General features: G+C 54.9%; 16 protein-coding genes and 2 tRNA genes. 15 read left to right on the forward strand and 3 right to left on the reverse strand.

Annotation, left to right across the window (positions count from 1 at the left end):
• Positions 1 to 8: 8 nt before the first annotated feature.
• From ftsH to ABLV54_RS03260, 6 genes are all read left to right on the forward strand, one after another.
• On the forward strand, positions 9 to 1,943 hold the full coding sequence (ftsH, locus tag ABLV54_RS03235; protein WP_004206183.1) for an ATP-dependent zinc metalloprotease FtsH: 1,935 nt from the start codon (positions 9 to 11) through the stop codon (positions 1,941 to 1,943).
• A gap of 96 nt (positions 1,944 to 2,039) precedes the next feature.
• Positions 2,040 to 2,888 (forward strand): dihydropteroate synthase, encoded by an 849-nt coding sequence (gene folP / locus ABLV54_RS03240; protein ID WP_050533700.1) that lies wholly within the window; start codon positions 2,040 to 2,042, stop codon positions 2,886 to 2,888.
• Positions 2,881 to 4,218 carry a phosphoglucosamine mutase gene (gene glmM, locus ABLV54_RS03245; RefSeq protein ID WP_004206179.1) on the forward strand — a complete coding sequence of 446 codons (1,338 nt, stop codon included), beginning with the start codon at positions 2,881 to 2,883 and terminating at the stop codon, positions 4,216 to 4,218. Before folP ends, glmM begins: the two co-directional genes overlap by 8 nt.
• A gap of 229 nt (positions 4,219 to 4,447) precedes the next feature.
• Positions 4,448 to 4,777 (forward strand): preprotein translocase subunit SecG, encoded by a 330-nt coding sequence (gene secG / locus ABLV54_RS03250; protein ID WP_002918369.1) that lies wholly within the window; start codon positions 4,448 to 4,450, stop codon positions 4,775 to 4,777.
• A 9-nt stretch (positions 4,778 to 4,786) separates the two neighbouring features.
• A tRNA-Leu gene (locus ABLV54_RS03255) sits at positions 4,787 to 4,873 on the forward strand.
• Between the two features lie 297 nt (positions 4,874 to 5,170).
• A complete protein-coding gene (locus tag ABLV54_RS03260; protein WP_348813624.1) occupies positions 5,171 to 5,419 on the forward strand; it encodes a hypothetical protein in 249 nt (82 codons plus the stop codon).
• Between the two features lie 42 nt (positions 5,420 to 5,461).
• Here the strand turns inward: ABLV54_RS03260 and ABLV54_RS03265 are convergent, their stop codons facing one another.
• The 3 genes from ABLV54_RS03265 to argG form a co-directional block, all read right to left on the reverse strand.
• Complete coding sequence (locus ABLV54_RS03265) at positions 5,462 to 6,013, reverse strand: YfaZ family outer membrane protein (RefSeq protein ID WP_032454172.1); 552 nt, start codon at positions 6,011 to 6,013, stop codon at positions 5,462 to 5,464.
• Between the two features lie 348 nt (positions 6,014 to 6,361).
• Positions 6,362 to 6,991, reverse strand: coding sequence for a winged helix-turn-helix transcriptional regulator (locus ABLV54_RS03270; protein WP_023291118.1), 630 nt, complete (start codon positions 6,989 to 6,991; stop codon positions 6,362 to 6,364).
• A gap of 172 nt (positions 6,992 to 7,163) precedes the next feature.
• Positions 7,164 to 8,507 carry an argininosuccinate synthase gene (argG, locus tag ABLV54_RS03275; protein WP_004144895.1) on the reverse strand — a complete coding sequence of 448 codons (1,344 nt, stop codon included), beginning with the start codon at positions 8,505 to 8,507 and terminating at the stop codon, positions 7,164 to 7,166.
• A 307-nt stretch (positions 8,508 to 8,814) separates the two neighbouring features.
• Between argG and ABLV54_RS03280 the strand changes: the two genes are divergently transcribed.
• From ABLV54_RS03280 to nlpI, 9 genes are all read left to right on the forward strand, one after another.
• Positions 8,815 to 8,891 (forward strand) — tRNA-Met (locus ABLV54_RS03280).
• A gap of 208 nt (positions 8,892 to 9,099) precedes the next feature.
• Positions 9,100 to 9,552: a ribosome maturation factor RimP gene (gene rimP, locus ABLV54_RS03285; RefSeq protein ID WP_002918364.1), complete on the forward strand. Its 453-nt coding sequence runs from the start codon at positions 9,100 to 9,102 to the stop codon at positions 9,550 to 9,552.
• Between the two features lie 27 nt (positions 9,553 to 9,579).
• A complete protein-coding gene (nusA, locus tag ABLV54_RS03290; RefSeq protein ID WP_002918252.1) occupies positions 9,580 to 11,067 on the forward strand; it encodes a transcription termination factor NusA in 1,488 nt (495 codons plus the stop codon).
• A 24-nt stretch (positions 11,068 to 11,091) separates the two neighbouring features.
• On the forward strand, positions 11,092 to 13,782 hold the full coding sequence (infB, locus tag ABLV54_RS03295; RefSeq protein ID WP_004206173.1) for a translation initiation factor IF-2: 2,691 nt from the start codon (positions 11,092 to 11,094) through the stop codon (positions 13,780 to 13,782).
• Between the two features lie 102 nt (positions 13,783 to 13,884).
• On the forward strand, positions 13,885 to 14,286 hold the full coding sequence (gene rbfA / locus ABLV54_RS03300) for a 30S ribosome-binding factor RbfA (protein WP_002918248.1): 402 nt from the start codon (positions 13,885 to 13,887) through the stop codon (positions 14,284 to 14,286).
• Entirely contained in the window at positions 14,286 to 15,230 is a 945-nt protein-coding gene (gene truB / locus ABLV54_RS03305; RefSeq protein WP_044524834.1) for a tRNA pseudouridine(55) synthase TruB, read from the forward strand. Before rbfA ends, truB begins: the two co-directional genes overlap by 1 nt.
• A gap of 147 nt (positions 15,231 to 15,377) precedes the next feature.
• Positions 15,378 to 15,647, forward strand: a complete 270-nt coding sequence (rpsO, locus tag ABLV54_RS03310) for a 30S ribosomal protein S15 (RefSeq protein ID WP_002918244.1) — start codon at positions 15,378 to 15,380, stop codon at positions 15,645 to 15,647.
• Between the two features lie 242 nt (positions 15,648 to 15,889).
• Complete coding sequence (pnp, locus tag ABLV54_RS03315) at positions 15,890 to 18,025, forward strand: polyribonucleotide nucleotidyltransferase (protein ID WP_023291115.1); 2,136 nt, start codon at positions 15,890 to 15,892, stop codon at positions 18,023 to 18,025.
• Between the two features lie 108 nt (positions 18,026 to 18,133).
• On the forward strand, positions 18,134 to 19,018 hold the full coding sequence (nlpI, locus tag ABLV54_RS03320) for a lipoprotein NlpI (RefSeq protein WP_004206169.1): 885 nt from the start codon (positions 18,134 to 18,136) through the stop codon (positions 19,016 to 19,018).
• Positions 19,019 to 19,108 lie beyond the last annotated feature (90 nt).

Genomic DNA, 19,108 nt, shown 5'->3' on the forward strand with positions numbered 1-19,108 from the left:
TGAGTGACATGGCGAAAAACCTAATACTCTGGCTGGTCATTGCCGTTGTGCTGATGTCAGTATTCCAGAGCTTTGGGCCCAGCGAGTCGAATGGCCGCAAGGTGGATTATTCTACCTTCCTGCAAGAGGTCAATCAGGACCAGGTTCGCGAAGCGCGTATCAACGGACGTGAGATCAACGTTACCAAGAAAGATAGTAACCGTTACACGACTTACATTCCGGTTAACGATCCGAAGCTGCTCGATAACCTGTTGACTAAAAACGTCAAAGTTGTTGGTGAACCACCAGAAGAGCCAAGCCTGCTGGCTTCCATCTTCATCTCCTGGTTCCCAATGCTGCTGTTGATCGGCGTCTGGATCTTTTTTATGCGGCAAATGCAGGGCGGCGGCGGAAAGGGCGCGATGTCCTTCGGCAAAAGCAAAGCCCGTATGCTGACGGAAGATCAGATCAAAACCACTTTTGCTGACGTTGCCGGGTGTGACGAAGCGAAAGAGGAAGTCGGCGAACTGGTGGAATACCTGCGTGAGCCGAGCCGCTTCCAGAAACTGGGCGGTAAGATCCCGAAAGGCGTCCTGATGGTCGGTCCTCCGGGTACCGGTAAAACGCTGCTGGCGAAAGCGATCGCTGGCGAAGCAAAAGTGCCGTTCTTTACTATTTCCGGTTCTGACTTCGTAGAAATGTTCGTCGGTGTTGGTGCATCCCGTGTGCGTGACATGTTCGAACAGGCTAAGAAAGCAGCGCCTTGCATCATCTTCATCGATGAAATCGACGCCGTCGGCCGCCAGCGTGGCGCCGGTCTTGGCGGTGGTCACGATGAACGTGAGCAGACCCTGAACCAGATGCTGGTTGAGATGGACGGCTTCGAAGGTAACGAAGGTATTATCGTTATCGCGGCGACTAACCGTCCGGACGTTCTTGACCCCGCGCTGCTGCGTCCGGGCCGTTTTGACCGCCAGGTGGTGGTTGGCCTGCCGGATGTTCGCGGTCGTGAGCAGATCCTGAAAGTGCATATGCGTCGCGTTCCGCTGGCGCCGGATATCGATGCGGCAATCATTGCTCGCGGTACCCCTGGCTTCTCCGGTGCGGACCTGGCCAACCTGGTCAACGAAGCGGCCCTGTTTGCTGCCCGCGGCAACAAACGCGTCGTATCGATGGTTGAGTTCGAAAAAGCGAAAGACAAAATCATGATGGGTGCGGAACGCCGCTCCATGGTGATGACGGAAGCGCAGAAAGAGTCCACCGCTTACCACGAAGCGGGCCACGCGATTATCGGTCGTCTGGTGCCGGAGCACGATCCGGTGCACAAAGTGACGATTATCCCGCGCGGTCGTGCGCTGGGTGTGACCTTCTTCCTGCCGGAAGGCGATGCGATCAGCGCCAGCCGTCAGAAACTGGAAAGTCAGATCTCCACCCTGTACGGCGGTCGTCTGGCGGAAGAGATTATCTACGGTCCGGAACATGTTTCTACCGGCGCGTCTAACGACATTAAAGTGGCGACGAACCTGGCGCGTAACATGGTGACCCAGTGGGGCTTCTCCGACAAACTTGGTCCGCTGCTGTACGCGGAAGAAGAGGGTGAAGTGTTCCTCGGCCGCAGCGTCGCGAAAGCGAAGCATATGTCCGATGAAACCGCGCGTATCATCGACCAGGAAGTGAAATCGCTGATTGAGCGTAACTACGGTCGTGCTCGCCAGCTGCTGAACGACAATATGGACATTCTGCACGCGATGAAAGATGCGCTCATGAAGTATGAGACCATCGATGCGCCGCAGATTGACGACCTGATGGCTCGTCGCGATGTTCGTCCGCCAGCGGGTTGGGAAGAACCCGGTTCTTCTAACAACTCTGACAACAATGGCACGCCTCGTGCGCCGCGTCCGGTCGATGAACCGCGTACGCCGAACCCGGGCAACACCATGTCAGAGCAGCTGGGCGACAAATAAGCTGCCGCTGTTGATGTCTTGTTTTAACCTTAAAACCCCGGGGCGCCCGCTCCGGGGTTTTTCTTTTTTAACCTCTTCAGTCTCAGGGATTTTGTGATGAAACTTGTAGCCCAGGGCTCAACCCTCGATCTCTCTCACCCCCACGTGATGGGTATTCTTAATGTGACGCCTGACTCCTTCTCCGATGGCGGCGCCCATAATTCGCTGATTGAGGCGGTGAAGCATGCCAATCTGATGATCAACGCCGGGGCGACCATCATTGATATCGGCGGTGAATCGACGCGGCCAGGGGCGGCTGAGGTTAGCGTGGAAGAGGAGCTTGCGCGGGTGATCCCGGTGGTGGAGGCTATCGCCCAGCGCTTTGAGGTGTGGATCTCCGTGGATACCTCCAAAGCGGAGGTTATCCGCGAATCCGCCCGGGCAGGGGCGCATATCATTAACGATATTCGTTCGCTGACCGAACCCGGCGCGTTGCAGGCTGCGGCGGAAACCGGGCTGCCGGTGTGTCTGATGCATATGCAGGGACAGCCGAAAACCATGCAGGAGGCGCCGAAGTATGAGGATGTCTTCGCCGATGTGGAGTGCTTTTTTAATGAACACATCGTGCGCTGCGAACAGGCAGGGATCGCAAAAGAAAAATTGCTGCTCGACCCGGGATTCGGTTTCGGTAAAAATCTCACCCACAATTATCAACTGCTGGCCAGGCTGGGAGAGTTTCATCACTTTGGTCTGCCGCTGCTGGTCGGTATGTCGCGTAAGTCGATGGTAGGTCAGTTGCTGAACGTCGGGCCGTCGGAACGGCTGAACGGCAGCCTGGCGTGTGCCGTCATTGCAGCAATGCAGGGCGCGCAGATTATCCGCGTCCATGATGTCAAAGAAACGGTAGAAGCGCTGCGCGTGGTGGAAGCCACTCTCGCCGCTAAGGGAAAAAAACGTTATGAGTAACCGCAAGTATTTTGGCACCGATGGTATTCGTGGCCGCGTCGGCGATGCGCCGATCACTCCGGAATTTGTGCTTAAGCTCGGCTGGGCGGCGGGCAAAGTGTTAGCGCGTCACGGCTCGCGTAAAATTATCATCGGCAAGGATACCCGTATTTCGGGCTATATGCTGGAATCGGCGCTGGAAGCCGGGCTGGCGGCAGCGGGGCTCTCTGCGTCGTTCACCGGGCCAATGCCAACGCCGGCGATCGCCTACCTGACGCGCGCCTTTCGCGCCGAGGCGGGGATCGTCATTTCCGCTTCACATAACCCTTTCTACGACAACGGCATCAAGTTCTTCTCCATTGAGGGCACCAAGCTGCCGGATGATGTGGAAGAGGCGATTGAAGCCGAAATGGAGAAAGAACTCACCTGTGTGGACTCGGCTGAGCTGGGTAAAGCCAGCCGCATCGTCGATGCCGCGGGCCGCTACATTGAGTTTTGTAAAGGCACCTTTCCTAACGAGCTGAGCCTCTCCACGCTGAAAGTGGTGGTGGACTGTGCGCACGGCGCAACCTACCACATCGCGCCCAATGTTTTCCGCGAACTGGGCGCCCAGGTTATCGCGATGGGCTGCGAGCCTGACGGCCTCAACATCAACGAAGAGGTCGGGGCCACCGACGTGCGGGCGCTGCAGGCGCGCGTGCTGGCGGAAAAAGCCGATCTGGGCATTGCCTACGATGGCGATGGCGATCGGGTGATCATGGTTGACCACGAAGGCAATAAAGTCGATGGTGACCAGATCCTCTACATCATCGCCCGGGAAGGGCTGCGTCAGGGACAGCTGCGCGGCGGCGCCGTCGGTACGCTGATGAGCAATATGGGCCTGGAGCTGGCGCTCAAGCAGCTGGGCATCCCGTTTGCCCGCGCTAAGGTGGGTGACCGCTATGTGCTGGAGATGCTCCAGGAAAAAGGCTGGCGCATCGGTGCGGAAAACTCCGGCCATGTGATTCTGCTGGATAAAACCACCACCGGCGATGGCATCGTCGCCAGTTTGCAGGTGGTCGCGGCGATGGTACGCAACCACATGAGCCTGCATGACCTGTGCAGCGGCATGAAGATGTTCCCTCAGCTGCTGGTGAATGTGCGCTTTACCGAGGGCAGCGGTAACCCTCTGGAGAATGAGCATGTCAAAGCAGTGACCGCAGAAGTGGAAGCGGCGTTAGGTAAGCGTGGCCGCGTCCTGCTGCGTAAATCGGGTACGGAACCGCTGATCCGCGTTATGGTGGAAGGCGAGCATGAAGATCAGGTGCACGAGTTTGCGCATCGCATCGCCGAAGCGGTAAAAAGCGTCTAAGCTTGTCGGCTAAGTGGTTAAAAAGGCGGCGCTTGCCGCCTTTTTTATGATCGAACACCGGCTTTTTGCTGTTTTTTTCTGCAGTTGATACAATGTGTCGAAATTGCCCTTGCGAAGGTCATTCGCTTTGGTTAGTATTCACACCCGCTTCAGTGGGAAACGTTAAAACGTCCCGCTTTATTGGTCGAAGCACTTGGTATGCGGCGAATCCGCAAGGAACAGGTTGATTATGTACGAAGCTCTTTTGGTTGTTTTCCTTATTGTAGCGATTGGCCTCGTAGGTCTGGTTATGCTGCAGCAAGGTAAAGGCGCTGATATGGGAGCCTCCTTCGGTGCAGGCGCTTCCGGCACATTGTTTGGGTCCAGCGGTTCTGGTAACTTCATGACCCGTATGACCGGCATCCTGGCTGCGCTGTTCTTCATCATCAGTCTGGCGCTGGGTAACATCAACAGCAACAAGACCAGTAAAGGAAGTGAGTGGGATAACCTGAGCGCGCCGAAAACAGAGCAAACTCAGCCAACTGCGCCGGCTCAGCCGACCAGCGATATCCCGCACTAAGTATTCTGTACCGAGGTGGTGGAATTGGTAGACACGCTACCTTGAGGTGGTAGTGCCCTAACGGGCTTGTGGGTTCGAGTCCCATCCTCGGTACCAATATTCCAGAAAAAAGACGCTGAAAAGCGTCTTTTTTTGTTTTTATCCCCACTGGTCATTTATTAATAAACATCTCTTCACTGGCTCCCGCCTTTTACTGTCGTTAAAGTCGCCACGTCTAATCAACAGAGGTGAAGTGACACAATGAACAAGATCGGGTTGCTTATCGTCGCCGGCGCGCTCGGTTTAGCGGGATGCAGTTCAACATCGCCATCCAAAACGGTGGAGACGATTAATGCGCTAACCGTACCGGTATCATACAGTGAGCCTGGCGTTGTAGCGAATAATGCCCAGGCGGTGACGCGCTATTTCCAGGACAATACGGCACTGATTGGCCGCCTTAACCATTCATTGAAAAGCAATTATCTGCAGGATGTTGAGCGCCGCGATGTGTTCGACAGACACAGCGAGGCGTATCAGATGTATGGCGCTCTGACCCGCCTGGAGCAGATGGCGTCCATGAATGAGGTTTACCGCAAAGAGAATAATGTTGCTGGCCTGCAGGAGATTAACCGCGTACTGAAAAGCGTGCCGCAGGCCAGTTAAGAATGAAGCAGGGACTGCCGGAGGGCAATCCCTGTGCATGGATTAAAAGCGGAAGTTAACCCCGGCGTAGGCCCCGTCGGCGAGGGTGTTGTCGCGATGGCCGTCTTTCCCCGCCATATCGATATATCGATAGCCTGCTTCGATATTCAGCGACGGCAGCACGTTAAGGCGTACCCCGGCATTGGCCTCCACATAATCATCGACGCCGCTGGACATCGAGTCCGGCGAGTAATAGCCCTCACCGAAGAGCGTGAAGTACTGGCCGAGAGGAAGCTCTGCTCCGCCACCCGCGGCGATGGCGTAACCTTCATCCCCATCTTTAGGGTTCAGATAGATGCCTTTACCGCCCAGCGTCATCAGGAAAGGCCCGAGGTTGAAGTTATAACCCATACCCAGTCCAATGGTGTCGCCGTCATTGTCACTATGCGCCCACTGGGTATTGAACGTCATTCCAGGTTCCCCGGCGCCAAAGCTGGCAGACAGATTGGTAAACTCGCTACCGGCTTCACCATGCAGATTAACGGATGCGCAGGCGGCGCCGCTGGCCCCCACGGCGATCATCAGGGCTACCATTTTTGGAGCAATAGACTTCATTGTTGAATTCCTTCAGATAAAAAAAAGCCCGATACGGGTGTTCGGGCAAAATTAACGGGTTTTTGGATCTCATCGTTATGGTCGAGCAGGCGGTAGGAGAGGGGATCAACTCCCGCTACCGCTGCTCACGCCTGGCCGATTGCCGGCGGCATATCCTGCGCTTGCGCAGGCCCGGCGATGCACGCCTTGTATGGCTGTCTGCTGGTCGTGCCCGGCACAGGATGTCCTCCGGTAACTCAGGTAGTTAGATTAAAATTATTTTTTTGTTACCGTTAGCGTTTATTGGTTTAAATTTAAACAACTTCAGCTGTAAGATGAATAGCCACAAATGACAGAGGTTGGCGCGAGTCAGAATTTTTCAGGAAGTGAGGCAATGCTTTGTAAATAACCCCCCCGGGCAAAGGCAATATAACCGCCTTTCTTTAAGGCTGACAAGACATTAAGAATACTGCTGCGTGAGAGATGAGTCCGGTCCTGAATATATTCAAGAATAGATACGCGTTGTCGTGTCTCTTCAGTTAAGAGCATCATTTCCAGCAGATGGTTACGGATCACCGAATAGGTTCGCTGTTGCAATACCAAATCGTCACGATACACCATATACGAGGTATGATAGGCCAGCAGGATTGTCACTTCTTCCCACAGATTATGCTGACGAAATAGCGCCGACGCCAGATCGTAGTCGATACGCAGCAGCTCGGATGAGACCTCTGCACGCAGGCTATGACTGCGGCTGGGCTGCAGCATTTCCGCCACGCCGAAAAGGTGGGGTTCATAGACGGTCACCATCAAGAGCCTGTCGGAATTACGAATAATCGACAACTCGCCTTTTTTAAAAATAAAGAGCTGGGTTTTGCCTTTATATTCCCACGTGAGTCTTTTTCTGGCGATCGCGTTAACGGGCGTCGCGTGTGGCTCAAGCACATCGATCAATCGGTCAATGGCCTTCTGCGGCCTGATAGGCGGTTTAATATTCATGATGTTTATCACCAGATACGAATTAATCAATTGAGGATATTATAGTCAACAATTTTGCTGACCAGGCGATAAGGAAATAATGCCTCTTTTCGAATTTTCTGGTGCAGACTGGTAACAAAAAATAAAAAAGCCGGCGGAGAGCCGCCGGCAGAGAGCAAACATCGTCAGGCGATTATTTGCCTTTGTTTTCCAGATTTTCAACCTGCGGTAAACCCGTCGCTGAGGAGGCGCTCAGCAGGCCAGACTGCGCGTAGCCGAACAGCTTCTCTCGGGTATCGGTGATATCCAGATTACGCATGGTCAGCTGGCCGATACGGTCTTCAGCGGTAAACATGGAATCGCCTTTTTCCATGGTCAGACGCTCTGCTTTATAGGTCAGGTTGTCTGATACCGTATTGAGGATCGAGTAGTCGTTGCCGCGACGCAGCTCAAGGGTGACTTCGCCGGTGATCTGGCTGGCGACCCAGCGCTGCAGCGAATCACGCAGCATCAGCGCCTGGGAATCGAACCAGCGGCCCTGATACAGCAGACGGCCCAGCTGGCGACCGTGAGCGTGATATTGCTCAATAGTATCTTCGTTATGAATACCGGTCAGCAGACGCTCATAAGCGATATGCAGCAGCGCCATCCCCGGGGCTTCATAAATGCCGCGGCTTTTCGCTTCGATAATCCGGTTTTCGATCTGGTCGCTCATGCCCAGGCCGTGACGACCGCCGATGCGGTTGGCTTCCAGCATCATCTCGACGTCATCGGCGAAGGTTTTGCCATTAAGCGCTACCGGGTGACCCTGCTCAAAACGTACGGTGACCTCTTCCGCAGGGATCTTTACGTTTTCGTCCCAGAACTTCACGCCCATAATCGGGTTGACGATCTTGACGCTGGAATTCAGAAACTCCAGATCTTTCGCTTCGTGGGTAGCGCCGAGCATGTTGGAGTCGGTGGAATAGGCTTTCTCGACCGACATCTTGTAGTCAAAGCCGCAGGCGATCATAAATTCGGACATTTCGTGACGGCCGCCGAGTTCATTGATGAAATCGCTGTCCAGCCACGGTTTGTAGATCTGCAGTTCAGCGTTGGTCAGCAGGCCGTAGCGATAGAAACGTTCGATATCGTTGCCTTTATAGGTGCTGCCATCGCCCCAGATGTTGACGCCGTCTTCTTTCATTGCCGCTACCAGCATGGTGCCGGTGACCGCGCGGCCCAGCGGCGTGGTGTTGAAGTAGGTCAACCCGCCGGTGGTGTTATGGAAAGCGCCACACTGAATCGCGGCGATCCCTTCTGCGACCAGCTGTTTGCGGCAGTCGATCAGACGGGCGCCTTCGGCGCCGTACTCTTTCGCGCGGCGCGGAATAGCATCGTAGTCGTCTTCGTCCGGTTGACCCAGGTTAGCGGTATATGCATAAGGCACGGCGCCTTTTTTGCGCATCCATAACAGCGCGGCGCTGGTATCCAGTCCACCAGAGAAAGCGATACCAATACGTTGACCAACCGGGAGATGCTTGAGAATCGTCGTCATAAAATAAAACCCTGCTCGATAGACTGTGGTGAGTTCGACTCAACAACCTTAACTGCATTTTTATGCATTAATTGTGAGTATTCATTTAACCATCTTTTACTGGTGACAGGAAGGGCTTCATCATCTTTTTGCTAAAAAAGCCTGAAATACCAGCACAAACGGCAATCGGGGGCGATAAAATGCATGTTGACAAAATATACTAATTGTCGTTACAATTCATCCCGATTTTATGTCCCGTCTTCGGTACCAAATCCCAGCAGTATTTGCGTCTTTTGCTCAAAAAGAGTAAAATATGCCACGTTTCAGGCGCGGGGTGGAGCAGCCTGGTAGCTCGTCGGGCTCATAACCCGAAGGTCGTCGGTTCAAATCCGGCCCCCGCAACCACTTTCCCATTAAGTACTTTTTCAAATATACTGTGAGGACTAGGTGTCCTTCGTAGCCGAATTTGAAAGAATTCTTGCGGAAGGTGTTCCAGATCGCCATGGCGATCTCAGGGTTCAGTTATCTAAAGCCCCGATTTATCGGGGTTTTTTGTTATCTGACTTCAGAATAACTGGGCTATACGCCCTTTTTTTATGTCTTGGGGGTGGGTTTGTCCACATTAGAGCAAAAATTGACAGAGATGCTCACTGCGCCGGTTGAAGCGCTTGGCTTTGAGCTGGTCGGCATCGAATTTATTCGCGGTCGCACATCCACACTGCGCATCTATATTGATAGTGAAGATGGCATCAACGTTGATGATTGTGCTGATGTGAGCCACCAGGTAAGCGCCGTCATGGATGTCGAAGACCCGATCACTGTCGCTTACAACCTGGAAGTCTCTTCGCCTGGTCTCGACCGTCCGATGTTCACCGCCGAACACTATCAACGTTTCACTGGCGAAGAAGTTGCGCTGGTGCTGCGCATGGCGGTTCAGAACCGTCGCAAATGGCAGGGCATTATCAAAGCGGTAGACGGTGAAATGATCACGGTAACCGTCGAAGGCAAAGATGAAGTGTTCGCGCTGAGTAACATCCAGAAGGCGAACCTGGTTCCCCACTTTTAACAGTCTGGATTGAGGTGAAAGGCCCCGATGAACAAAGAAATTTTGGCTGTTGTTGAAGCCGTTTCCAACGAAAAAGCGCTGCCGCGTGAGAAAATTTTCGAAGCGCTGGAAAGCGCGCTGGCAACGGCCACCAAGAAAAAATACGAACAAGAGATCGACGTTCGCGTTGAAATCGACCGCAAGAGCGGCGATTTCGACACTTTCCGTCGCTGGCTGGTTGTAGAAGAAGTCACCCAGCCGACGCGCGAGATCACGCTGGAAGCCGCGCGTTTCGAAGATGAAAGCATGAACGTCGGCGACTACGTCGAAGATCAGATTGAATCTGTCACCTTCGACCGCATCACCACCCAGACCGCTAAACAGGTTATCGTGCAGAAAGTTCGCGAAGCCGAGCGCGCGATGGTGGTCGATCAGTTCCGCGAGCACGAAGGTGAGATCATCACCGGCGTGGTGAAAAAAGTGAACCGCGACAACATCACTCTGGATCTGGGCAACAACGCTGAAGCCGTGATCCTGCGTGAAGATATGCTGCCGCGTGAAAACTTCCGTCCGGGCGACCGCATTCGCGGCGTACTGTACGCCGTCCGTCCGGAAGCGCGTGGCGCCCAGCTGTTCGTGACCCGTTCCAAACCTGAGATGCTGATCGAACTGTTTCGCATCGAAGTGCCGGAAATCGGTGAAGAAGTGCTGGAGATCAAAGCGGCAGCTCGCGATCCGGGCTCTCGTGCCAAAATCGCGGTGAAAACCAACGACAAGCGTATCGACCCGGTTGGCGCTTGCGTCGGTATGCGCGGCGCGCGCGTGCAGGCGGTATCCACCGAGCTGGGCGGCGAGCGTATCGATATCGTCCTCTGGGATGATAACCCGGCGCAGTTCGTGATTAACGCTATGGCGCCGGCAGACGTCGCGTCCATCGTGGTGGATGAAGATAAACACACCATGGATATCGCGGTAGAAGCGGGCAACCTGGCGCAGGCGATTGGCCGTAACGGTCAGAACGTCCGCCTGGCCTCGCAGCTTAGCGGCTGGGAACTCAACGTGATGACCGTTGACGATCTGCAGGCTAAGCACCAGGCGGAAGCGCATGCCGCTATCGATACCTTCACCAAATATCTCGATATTGATGAAGATTTCGCGACAGTGCTGGTTGAAGAAGGCTTCTCCTCACTGGAAGAGCTGGCCTATGTGCCGATGAAAGAACTGCTGGAAATCGACGGTCTGGATGAAGCCACCGTTGAAGCACTTCGTGAGCGTGCGAAAAACGCACTGACTACGCTGGCGCTGGCTCAGGAAGAAAGCCTGGGAGATAACAAACCTGCCGATGATCTGTTGAATCTCGAAGGTCTGGATCGTGCCCTGGCATTCAAACTGGCTGCCCGTGGTGTTTGTACGCTGGAAGATCTCGCCGAGCAGGGCGTTGATGACCTGGCTGATATCGAAGGGATGACCGACGAGAAAGCTGGCGAGCTCATCATGGCCGCTCGCAACATTTGTTGGTTCGGCGACGAAGCGTAATAAACTGTAGCAGGAAGGAACAGCATGACAGATGTGACTATTAAAGCGCTGGCCTCAGAGATTCAGACCTCTGTGGATCGCCTGATACAGCAATTTGCTGACGCAGGCATCCGCAAAACGGCTGATGATTCTGTGACCTCGCAAGAGAAACAAACTTTGTTGACGCACCTGAACCGTGAGCACGGTTCGGCGCCAGACAAGCTGACGTTACAGCGTAAGACGCGCAGTACGTTGAATATTCCAGGTACCGGTGGAAAGAGTAAATCGGTACAAATCGAAGTCCGCAAGAAACGCACCTTTGTGAAACGCGATCCGCAAGAGGCTGAACGCCTGGCCGCGGAAGAGCAGGCGCAGCGTGAAGCGGAAGAGCAGGCCCGTCGTGAAGCTGAAGAAGCAGCGAAACGCGAGGCGCAATTAAAAGCTGAACGTGAGGCCGCAGAACAAGCTAAACGTGAAGTCGCTGATAAAGCGAAACGTGAAGCTGCGGAAAAAGACAAAGTGAGCAATCAACATACCGACGAAATGACCAAAACCGCCCAGGCTGAAAAGATCCGTCGCGAGAACGAAGCCGCGGAACTGAAGCGCAAATCGGAAGAAGAAGCACGCCGCAAACTTGAAGAAGAAGCGCGCCGTGTAGCGGAAGAAGCACGCCGTATGGCAGAAGAAAACGAAAAAAATTGGTCTGAAACTTCAGACAGCCCGGAAGACACCAGCGACTATCACGTCACCACGTCACAGCATGCTCGTCAGGCTGAAGATGATAACGATCGTGAAGTCGAAGGCGGCCGCGGCCGCAGCCGTAGCAGCAAAGCGGCGCGTCCGGCGAAGAAAGGCAACAAACACGCTGAATCTAAAGCCGATCGTGAAGAAGCCCGTGCGGCCGTTCGCGGCGGCAAAGGCGGTAAGCACCGTAAAGGTTCCGCTCTGCAGCAGGGCTTCCAGAAGCCGGCGCAGGCCGTTAACCGTGACGTCGTGATCGGCGAAACCATCACCGTTGGCGAACTGGCTAACAAGATGGCGGTGAAAGGTTCGCAGGTCATCAAAGCGATGATGAAGCTGGGCGCCATGGCGACCATCAACCAGGTCATCGACCAGGAAACCGCACAGCTGGTTGCCGAAGAGATGGGCCACAAAGTTATCCTGCGTCGTGAAAACGAGCTGGAAGAAGCGGTAATGAGCGATCGTGACACCGGCGCGGCGGCTGAACCGCGCGCACCGGTTGTGACCATCATGGGTCACGTTGACCACGGTAAAACCTCGCTGCTGGACTACATCCGTTCCACTAAGGTTGCTTCCGGCGAAGCGGGTGGTATTACCCAGCACATCGGTGCTTACCATGTAGAAACCGACAACGGCATGATCACCTTCCTGGATACCCCGGGCCACGCCGCGTTTACCTCCATGCGTGCTCGTGGTGCGCAGGCGACGGATATCGTGGTTCTGGTGGTGGCGGCAGACGACGGCGTGATGCCGCAGACTATCGAAGCTATCCAGCACGCCAAAGCGGCGCAGGTGCCGGTGGTGGTTGCGGTGAACAAGATCGATAAGCCTGAAGCCGATCCGGACCGTGTGAAGAACGAACTGTCCCAGTACGGCATCCTGCCGGAAGAGTGGGGCGGCGAGAGCCAGTTCGTCCACGTCTCCGCGAAAGCCGGTACCGGTATCGACGACCTGCTGGACGCGATCCTGCTGCAGGCTGAAGTGCTCGAGCTGAAAGCGGTCCGTAACGGGATGGCGAGCGGCGCGGTGATCGAATCCTTCCTTGATAAAGGTCGTGGTCCGGTCGCTACCGTTCTGGTTCGTGAAGGTACTCTGCACAAGGGCGATATCGTTCTGTGCGGCTTCGAATACGGTCGTGTGCGTGCGATGCGTGACGAACTGGGTCGCGAAGTGCTGGAAGCGGGTCCGTCCATTCCGGTGGAAATCCTCGGCCTGTCCGGTGTGCCGGCTGCCGGTGATGAAGTGACCGTGGTTCGTGACGAGAAAAAAGCGCGTGAAGTGGCGCTGTATCGTCAGGGCAAATTCCGTGAAGTTAAGCTGGCGCGTCAGCAGAAATCTAAACTGGAAAACATGTTCGCTAACATGACCGAAGGCGAAGTTCACGAAGTGAACATCGTGCTGAAAGCGGACGTACAGGGTTCTGTCGAAGCGATTTCCGATTCCTTACTGAAACTGTCTACCGACGAAGTGAAAGTGAAGATCATCGGTTCCGGCGTAGGTGGTATCACCGAAACCGACGCCACCCTGGCTGCAGCATCCAACGCGATTCTGGTTGGCTTCAACGTTCGTGCCGATGCCTCTGCGCGTAAAGTTATCGAAGCGGAAAGCCTGGATCTGCGTTACTACTCCGTCATCTATAACCTGATCGACGAAGTGAAAGCGGCGATGAGCGGCATGCTGTCTCCGGAACTGAAACAGCAGATCATCGGTCTGGCTGAAGTGCGTGATGTCTTTAAATCGCCGAAATTCGGCGCCATCGCGGGCTGTATGGTTACCGAAGGGACGATCAAACGTCACAACCCAATCCGCGTGCTGCGTGACAACGTGGTTATCTATGAAGGCGAGCTGGAATCCCTGCGCCGCTTCAAAGATGACGTTAACGAAGTCCGTAACGGCATGGAATGTGGTATCGGTGTGAAGAACTACAACGACGTTCGCGTTGGCGATATGATCGAAGTGTTCGAAATCATCGAAATCCAGCGTAGCATCGATTAATCATCGGATGGCTAAGCCGCCGGGGAAGCGAAGCGCCACCCGGCAATCATTTTAAAAAGGGGCTTTAGGCCCCTTTTTTGTCTTTATTCTGGAGAATTTATTATGGCGAAAGAATTTGGTCGCCCGCAGCGCGTGGCCCAGGAGATGCAAAAAGAGATTGCTATCATCCTGCAGCGTGAAATCAAAGATCCGCGTCTGGGCATGATGACCACCGTTTCCGGGGTGGAAATGTCCCGTGACCTGGCCTATGCCAAGGTGTATGTCACCTTCCTCAACGACAAAGATGAAGCCGCGGTGAAAGCGGGCATCAAAGCGCTGCAGGAAGCCTCTGGCTTTATCCGCTCTCTGCTGGGGAAAGCGATGCGCCTGCGCATCGTGCCGGAGCTGACCTTCTTCTACGACAACTCACTGGTGGAAGGGATGCGTATGTCCAACCTGGTCACCAGCGTGGTGAAACACGACGATGAGCGTCGTGTGAACCCGGACGACAGCAAGGAGGACTGATGAGTCGTCCTCGTCGTCGCGGCCGCGACGTGCACGGCGTATTGCTGCTGGATAAGCCTCAGGGCGCCTCCAGCAACGATGTGCTGCAGAAAGTAAAGCGTATATATAACGCCAACCGCGCCGGACACACCGGCGCGCTGGATCCGCTGGCGACCGGTATGCTGCCGATCTGCCTTGGCGAAGCGACCAAGTTTTCCCAATACCTGCTGGACTCCGATAAGCGCTACCGCGTGATAGCTAAACTTGGCCAGCGCACCGATACCTCCGATGCCGATGGCCAGGTGGTGGAAGAGCGCCCGCTGACCTTTAGCGACGAACAGCTGGCGGCGGCGCTGGACAGCTTCCGCGGCGAGACGCAGCAGGTGCCGTCGATGTATTCGGCGCTGAAATATCAGGGCAAGAAGCTGTACGAATATGCCCGTCAGGGGATTGAGGTCCCGCGTGAAGCTCGGCCGATTACCGTTTATGAGCTGCTGTTTATTCGCCATGAAGGCGATGAACTGGAGCTGGAGATCCACTGCTCGAAAGGCACCTACATCCGGACGATTATCGATGATTTAGGTGAGAAGCTCGGCTGCGGCGCGCACGTGATTTTCCTGCGTCGCCTGGCGGTGAGCAAATACCCGGTTGAGCGGATGGTGACCCTCGAGCAGCTGCAGGCGCTGGTCGATCAGGCGGCGGCGCAGGATATTCCTGCCGCGCAGCTGCTCGATCCGCTGCTGATGCCCATGGACAGCCCGGCGTCGGACTATCCGCTGGTGACGATCCCGGAGACCTCCGCGGTCTACTTTAAAAACGGCAACCCGGTACGTCAGTCAGGCGCGCCGCTTAACGGGCTGGTGCGGGTGATGGAAAGCGAATCCGGCAAGTTTCTCGGCATGGGCGAAATTGACGAGGAAGGCCGCGTGGCGCCGCGTCGTCTGGTGGTGGAATACCCGGCGTAAGCGCTTTTCTTGCGATAAAAGCCTGCTACGAGTAGAATATCGCCGCTTAACGTCCGCTAAAGTGTTTTAACATTTTCGGGCGTTGCATCAGGGGTCGCTGAATTAGAGATCGGCACCCTTTCTTTCTTTTAATTTTGGAGTTCTAAAATGTCTCTAAGCGTTGAAGCTAAAGCAAAAATCGTTTCTGAGTTTGGTCGTGGCGAAAACGACAGCGGTTCTACCGAAGTTCAGGTTGCACTGCTGACTGCACAGATCAACCACCTGCAGGGCCACTTTGCAGAGCACAAAAAAGATCACCACAGCCGTCGTGGTCTGCTGCGCATGGTTTCTCAGCGTCGTAAACTGCTCGACTACCTGAAACGTAAAGATGTTGCACGTTACTCTGCGCTGATCGAGCGTCTGGGTCTGCGTCGCTAATTCTGCGAGTTTCAGAAAAAGGGGCCTGACGGCCCCTTTTTTCGACCGGGCGGCAGCAATTCATTCAAAACTCATGTATTGTTGCTAGTAATGATCTTCATGCAGAGGTTCGCGCGGCTAATGAGAGGCTTCATCCGCAGGGGCGGGTAAAGGTTGTCATTAGTCGCGAGGATGCAGAGGATCGGGTCAATAGACGCTATGTCGTAGATATGGCGTGATTTATAGATAAAAAGGATAGAATTTTGCTTAATCCGATCGTTCGTAAATTCCAGTACGGCCAGCATACCGTGACCCTGGAAACCGGCATGATGGCGCGCCAGGCAACGGCCGCTGTGATGGTTAGCATGGATGACACTGCGGTATTCGTGACCGTTGTGGGCCAGAAAAAAGCGAAGCCAGGCCAGGACTTTTTCCCGCTGACGGTTAACTACCAGGAGCGTACCTACGCTGCCGGTAAAATCCCGGGTGGTTTCTTCCGTCGTGAAGGCCGCCCAAGCGAAGGCGAAACCCTGATCGCGCGTCTGATTGACCGCCCGGTTCGCCCGCTGTTCCCGGAAGGCTTCGTTAACGAAGTTCAGGTTATCGCCACCGTGGTTTCCGTTAACCCGCAGGTTAACCCGGATATCGTCGCGATGATCGGCGCTTCCGCAGCGCTGTCCCTGTCTGGTATTCCGTTCAATGGCCCAATCGGCGCCGCGCGCGTGGGTTACATCAACGACCAGTACGTACTGAACCCAACCCAGGAAGAGCTGAAGTCCAGCAAACTGGATCTGGTGGTTGCCGGTACCGAAGCGGCCGTGCTGATGGTGGAATCCGAAGCGGAACTGTTGAGCGAAGACCAGATGCTGGGCGCGGTGGTCTTTGGCCACGAGCAGCAGCAGATTGTTATTCAGAACATCAACGACCTGGTGAAAGAAGCCGGTAAACCGCGTTGGGACTGGCAGCCGGAAGCCGTCAACGAAGCGCTGAACGCGCGCGTGGCTGCGCTGGCTGAATCCCGCCTGAGCGATGCTTACCGTATCACCGACAAACAAGAGCGTTACGCTCAGGTTGATGTGATCAAATCTGAAACCATCGCTACGCTGGTTGCAGAAGATGAAACCCTGGACGCTAACGAACTGGGTGAAATCCTGCACGCTATCGAGAAAAACGTGGTTCGTAGCCGCGTGCTGGCCGGTGAGCCGCGTATCGATGGCCGCGAAAAAGATATGATCCGTGGTCTGGACGTTCGTACCGGCGTTCTGCCGCGTACTCACGGTTCCGCACTGTTCACCCGTGGCGAAACGCAGGCGCTGGTTACCGCGACTCTGGGTACCGCACGCGATGCGCAGAACATCGACGAACTGATGGGCGAGCGTACCGACTCCTTCCTGTTCCACTACAACTTCCCTCCGTACTCCGTAGGCGAAACTGGCATGGTGGGGTCTCCGAAGCGTCGTGAAATCGGTCACGGTCGTCTGGCTAAGCGCGGCGTTCTGGCCGTGATGCCGACTATCGACGAATTCCCGTACACCGTTCGCGTGGTGTCTGAAATCACCGAATCCAACGGCTCTTCTTCCATGGCTTCCGTCTGTGGTGCCTCTCTGGCGCTGATGGACGCTGGTGTGCCGGTGAAAGCCGCCGTGGCGGGTATCGCCATGGGCCTGGTGAAAGAAGGCGACAACTTCGTCGTGCTGTCTGACATCCTCGGTGACGAAGACCACCTTGGCGATATGGACTTCAAAGTAGCGGGTTCCCGCGACGGTATCTCTGCGCTGCAGATGGATATCAAAATTGAAGGTATCACCAAAGAAATCATGCAGGTTGCATTGAACCAGGCTAAAGGTGCGCGTCTGCACATCCTGGGCGTGATGGAGCAGGCGATTAACGCGCCGCGCGGCGACATCTCTGAATTCGCACCGCGTATCCACACCATCAAGATCAACCCGGACAAGATCAAAGACGTTATCGGTAAAGGCGGTTCTGTTATCCGTGCCCTGACCGAAGAGACCGGCACCACCATCGAAATCGAAGATGACGGTACCGTGAAGATCGCAGCGACCGACGGCGACAAAGCACAACATGCTATCCGTCGTATCGAAGAGATCACCGCTGAGATCGAAGTTGGCCGTATCTACAATGGTAAAGTGACCCGTATCGTTGACTTTGGCGCGTTCGTTGCCATCGGCGGCGGTAAAGAAGGTCTGGTTCACATCTCGCAGATCGCCGACAAGCGCGTTGAGAAAGTGACTGACTACCTGCAGATGGGTCAGGAAGTACCGGTTAAGGTTCTGGAAGTTGACCGCCAGGGCCGTGTCCGTCTGAGCATCAAAGAAGCAACTGAACAGACTCCGTCTGCCGCAGCGCCGGAAGTTCCGGCTGCCGAGCAGGGCGAGTAAGGTTGCCGTTAGCCCTCCGCTTTTGCGGAGGGCGTTTTACGGGCAGGACGCCTCGTTTGCAGCCGGGGAACAGGACGTTCATCCAATCGTTGTCTTCGGGAGTGGGAAATGAAGCCTTTTTTGCGCTGGTGTTTCGTGGCGACAGCTCTCACGCTGGCAGGATGCAGTAGCACCGCCTGGCGTAAGGACGCCGTCCTCGCAGTACCATTGCAACCGACTTTACAGCAAGAAGTGATTCTGGCACGTATGGAACAAATTCTTGCCAGTCGGGCTTTATCCGATGACGAACGCGCACAGCTTTTATATGAGCGCGGAGTGTTGTATGATAGTCTCGGTCTGAGGGCATTAGCGCGAAATGATTTTTCACAAGCGCTGGCAATCCGACCCGATATGCCTGAAGTATTCAATTACTTAGGCATTTACTTAACGCAGGCAGGCAATTTTGATGCTGCCTATGAAGCGTTTGATTCTGTACTTGAGCTTGATCCAACTTACAACTACGCGCACTTGAACCGCGGTATCGCCCTGTATTACGGCGGCCGGGCTAAGTTAGCGCAAGATGATCTGCTGGCGTTTTATCAAGACGATCCCAATGATCCTTTCCGTAGCCTGTGGCTTTATATCGCCGAGCGTAAACTCGACGAGAAGCGGGCGCTTGAAGCACTCAGAGAGCGCTTAGACAAGTCGGACAAAGAGCAATGGGGATGGAACATTGTCGAGTTCTACCTTGGCGACATTAGCGAAAAAGAGCTGATGACTCGTCTGAAGGCAGACGCAACGGATAACACCTCGCTCGCTGAGCATCTCAGTGAAACCAACTTCTATTTAGGTAAGTACTACCTAAGTCTGGGGGACAAGGACAGCGCTACGGCACTGTTCAAACTGGCGGTCGCCAACAACGTACATAACTACGTTGAGCACCGATACGCATTGTTGGAATTATCGCTCTTGGGCCAGGAGCAAGATGACCTGGCAGAATCGGACCAGCAATAGCTGACGAACACATCAGCCCATAGTTTTTTGCTTGCCATCACCTTCGCGGGTGAGGGCGTTGTTGTTCGTTAATACACCTACTTTGAGCCG

Source organism: Klebsiella sp. JB_Kp042 (genome assembly GCF_040065275.1).
Taxonomy (GTDB): domain Bacteria; phylum Pseudomonadota; class Gammaproteobacteria; order Enterobacterales; family Enterobacteriaceae; genus Klebsiella; species Klebsiella quasipneumoniae.

Coding starts and splice junctions, on each gene's coding strand:
- ftsH (WP_004206183.1), top strand. CDS start 9: ATGGCGAAAAACCTAATACTCTGGCTGGTCATTGCCGTTGTGCTGATG.
- glmM (WP_004206179.1), top strand. CDS start 2,881: ATGAGTAACCGCAAGTATTTTGGCACCGATGGTATTCGTGGCCGCGTC.
- rpsO (WP_002918244.1), top strand. CDS start 15,378: ATGTCTCTAAGCGTTGAAGCTAAAGCAAAAATCGTTTCTGAGTTTGGT.
- ABLV54_RS03270 (WP_023291118.1), bottom strand. CDS start 6,991: ATGAATATTAAACCGCCTATCAGGCCGCAGAAGGCCATTGACCGATTG.
- infB (WP_004206173.1), top strand. CDS start 11,092: ATGACAGATGTGACTATTAAAGCGCTGGCCTCAGAGATTCAGACCTCT.
- argG (WP_004144895.1), bottom strand. CDS start 8,507: ATGACGACGATTCTCAAGCATCTCCCGGTTGGTCAACGTATTGGTATC.
- ABLV54_RS03265 (WP_032454172.1), bottom strand. CDS start 6,013: ATGAAGTCTATTGCTCCAAAAATGGTAGCCCTGATGATCGCCGTGGGG.
- folP (WP_050533700.1), top strand. CDS start 2,040: ATGAAACTTGTAGCCCAGGGCTCAACCCTCGATCTCTCTCACCCCCAC.
- secG (WP_002918369.1), top strand. CDS start 4,448: ATGTACGAAGCTCTTTTGGTTGTTTTCCTTATTGTAGCGATTGGCCTC.
- nlpI (WP_004206169.1), top strand. CDS start 18,134: ATGAAGCCTTTTTTGCGCTGGTGTTTCGTGGCGACAGCTCTCACGCTG.
- nusA (WP_002918252.1), top strand. CDS start 9,580: ATGAACAAAGAAATTTTGGCTGTTGTTGAAGCCGTTTCCAACGAAAAA.
- rbfA (WP_002918248.1), top strand. CDS start 13,885: ATGGCGAAAGAATTTGGTCGCCCGCAGCGCGTGGCCCAGGAGATGCAA.
- truB (WP_044524834.1), top strand. CDS start 14,286: ATGAGTCGTCCTCGTCGTCGCGGCCGCGACGTGCACGGCGTATTGCTG.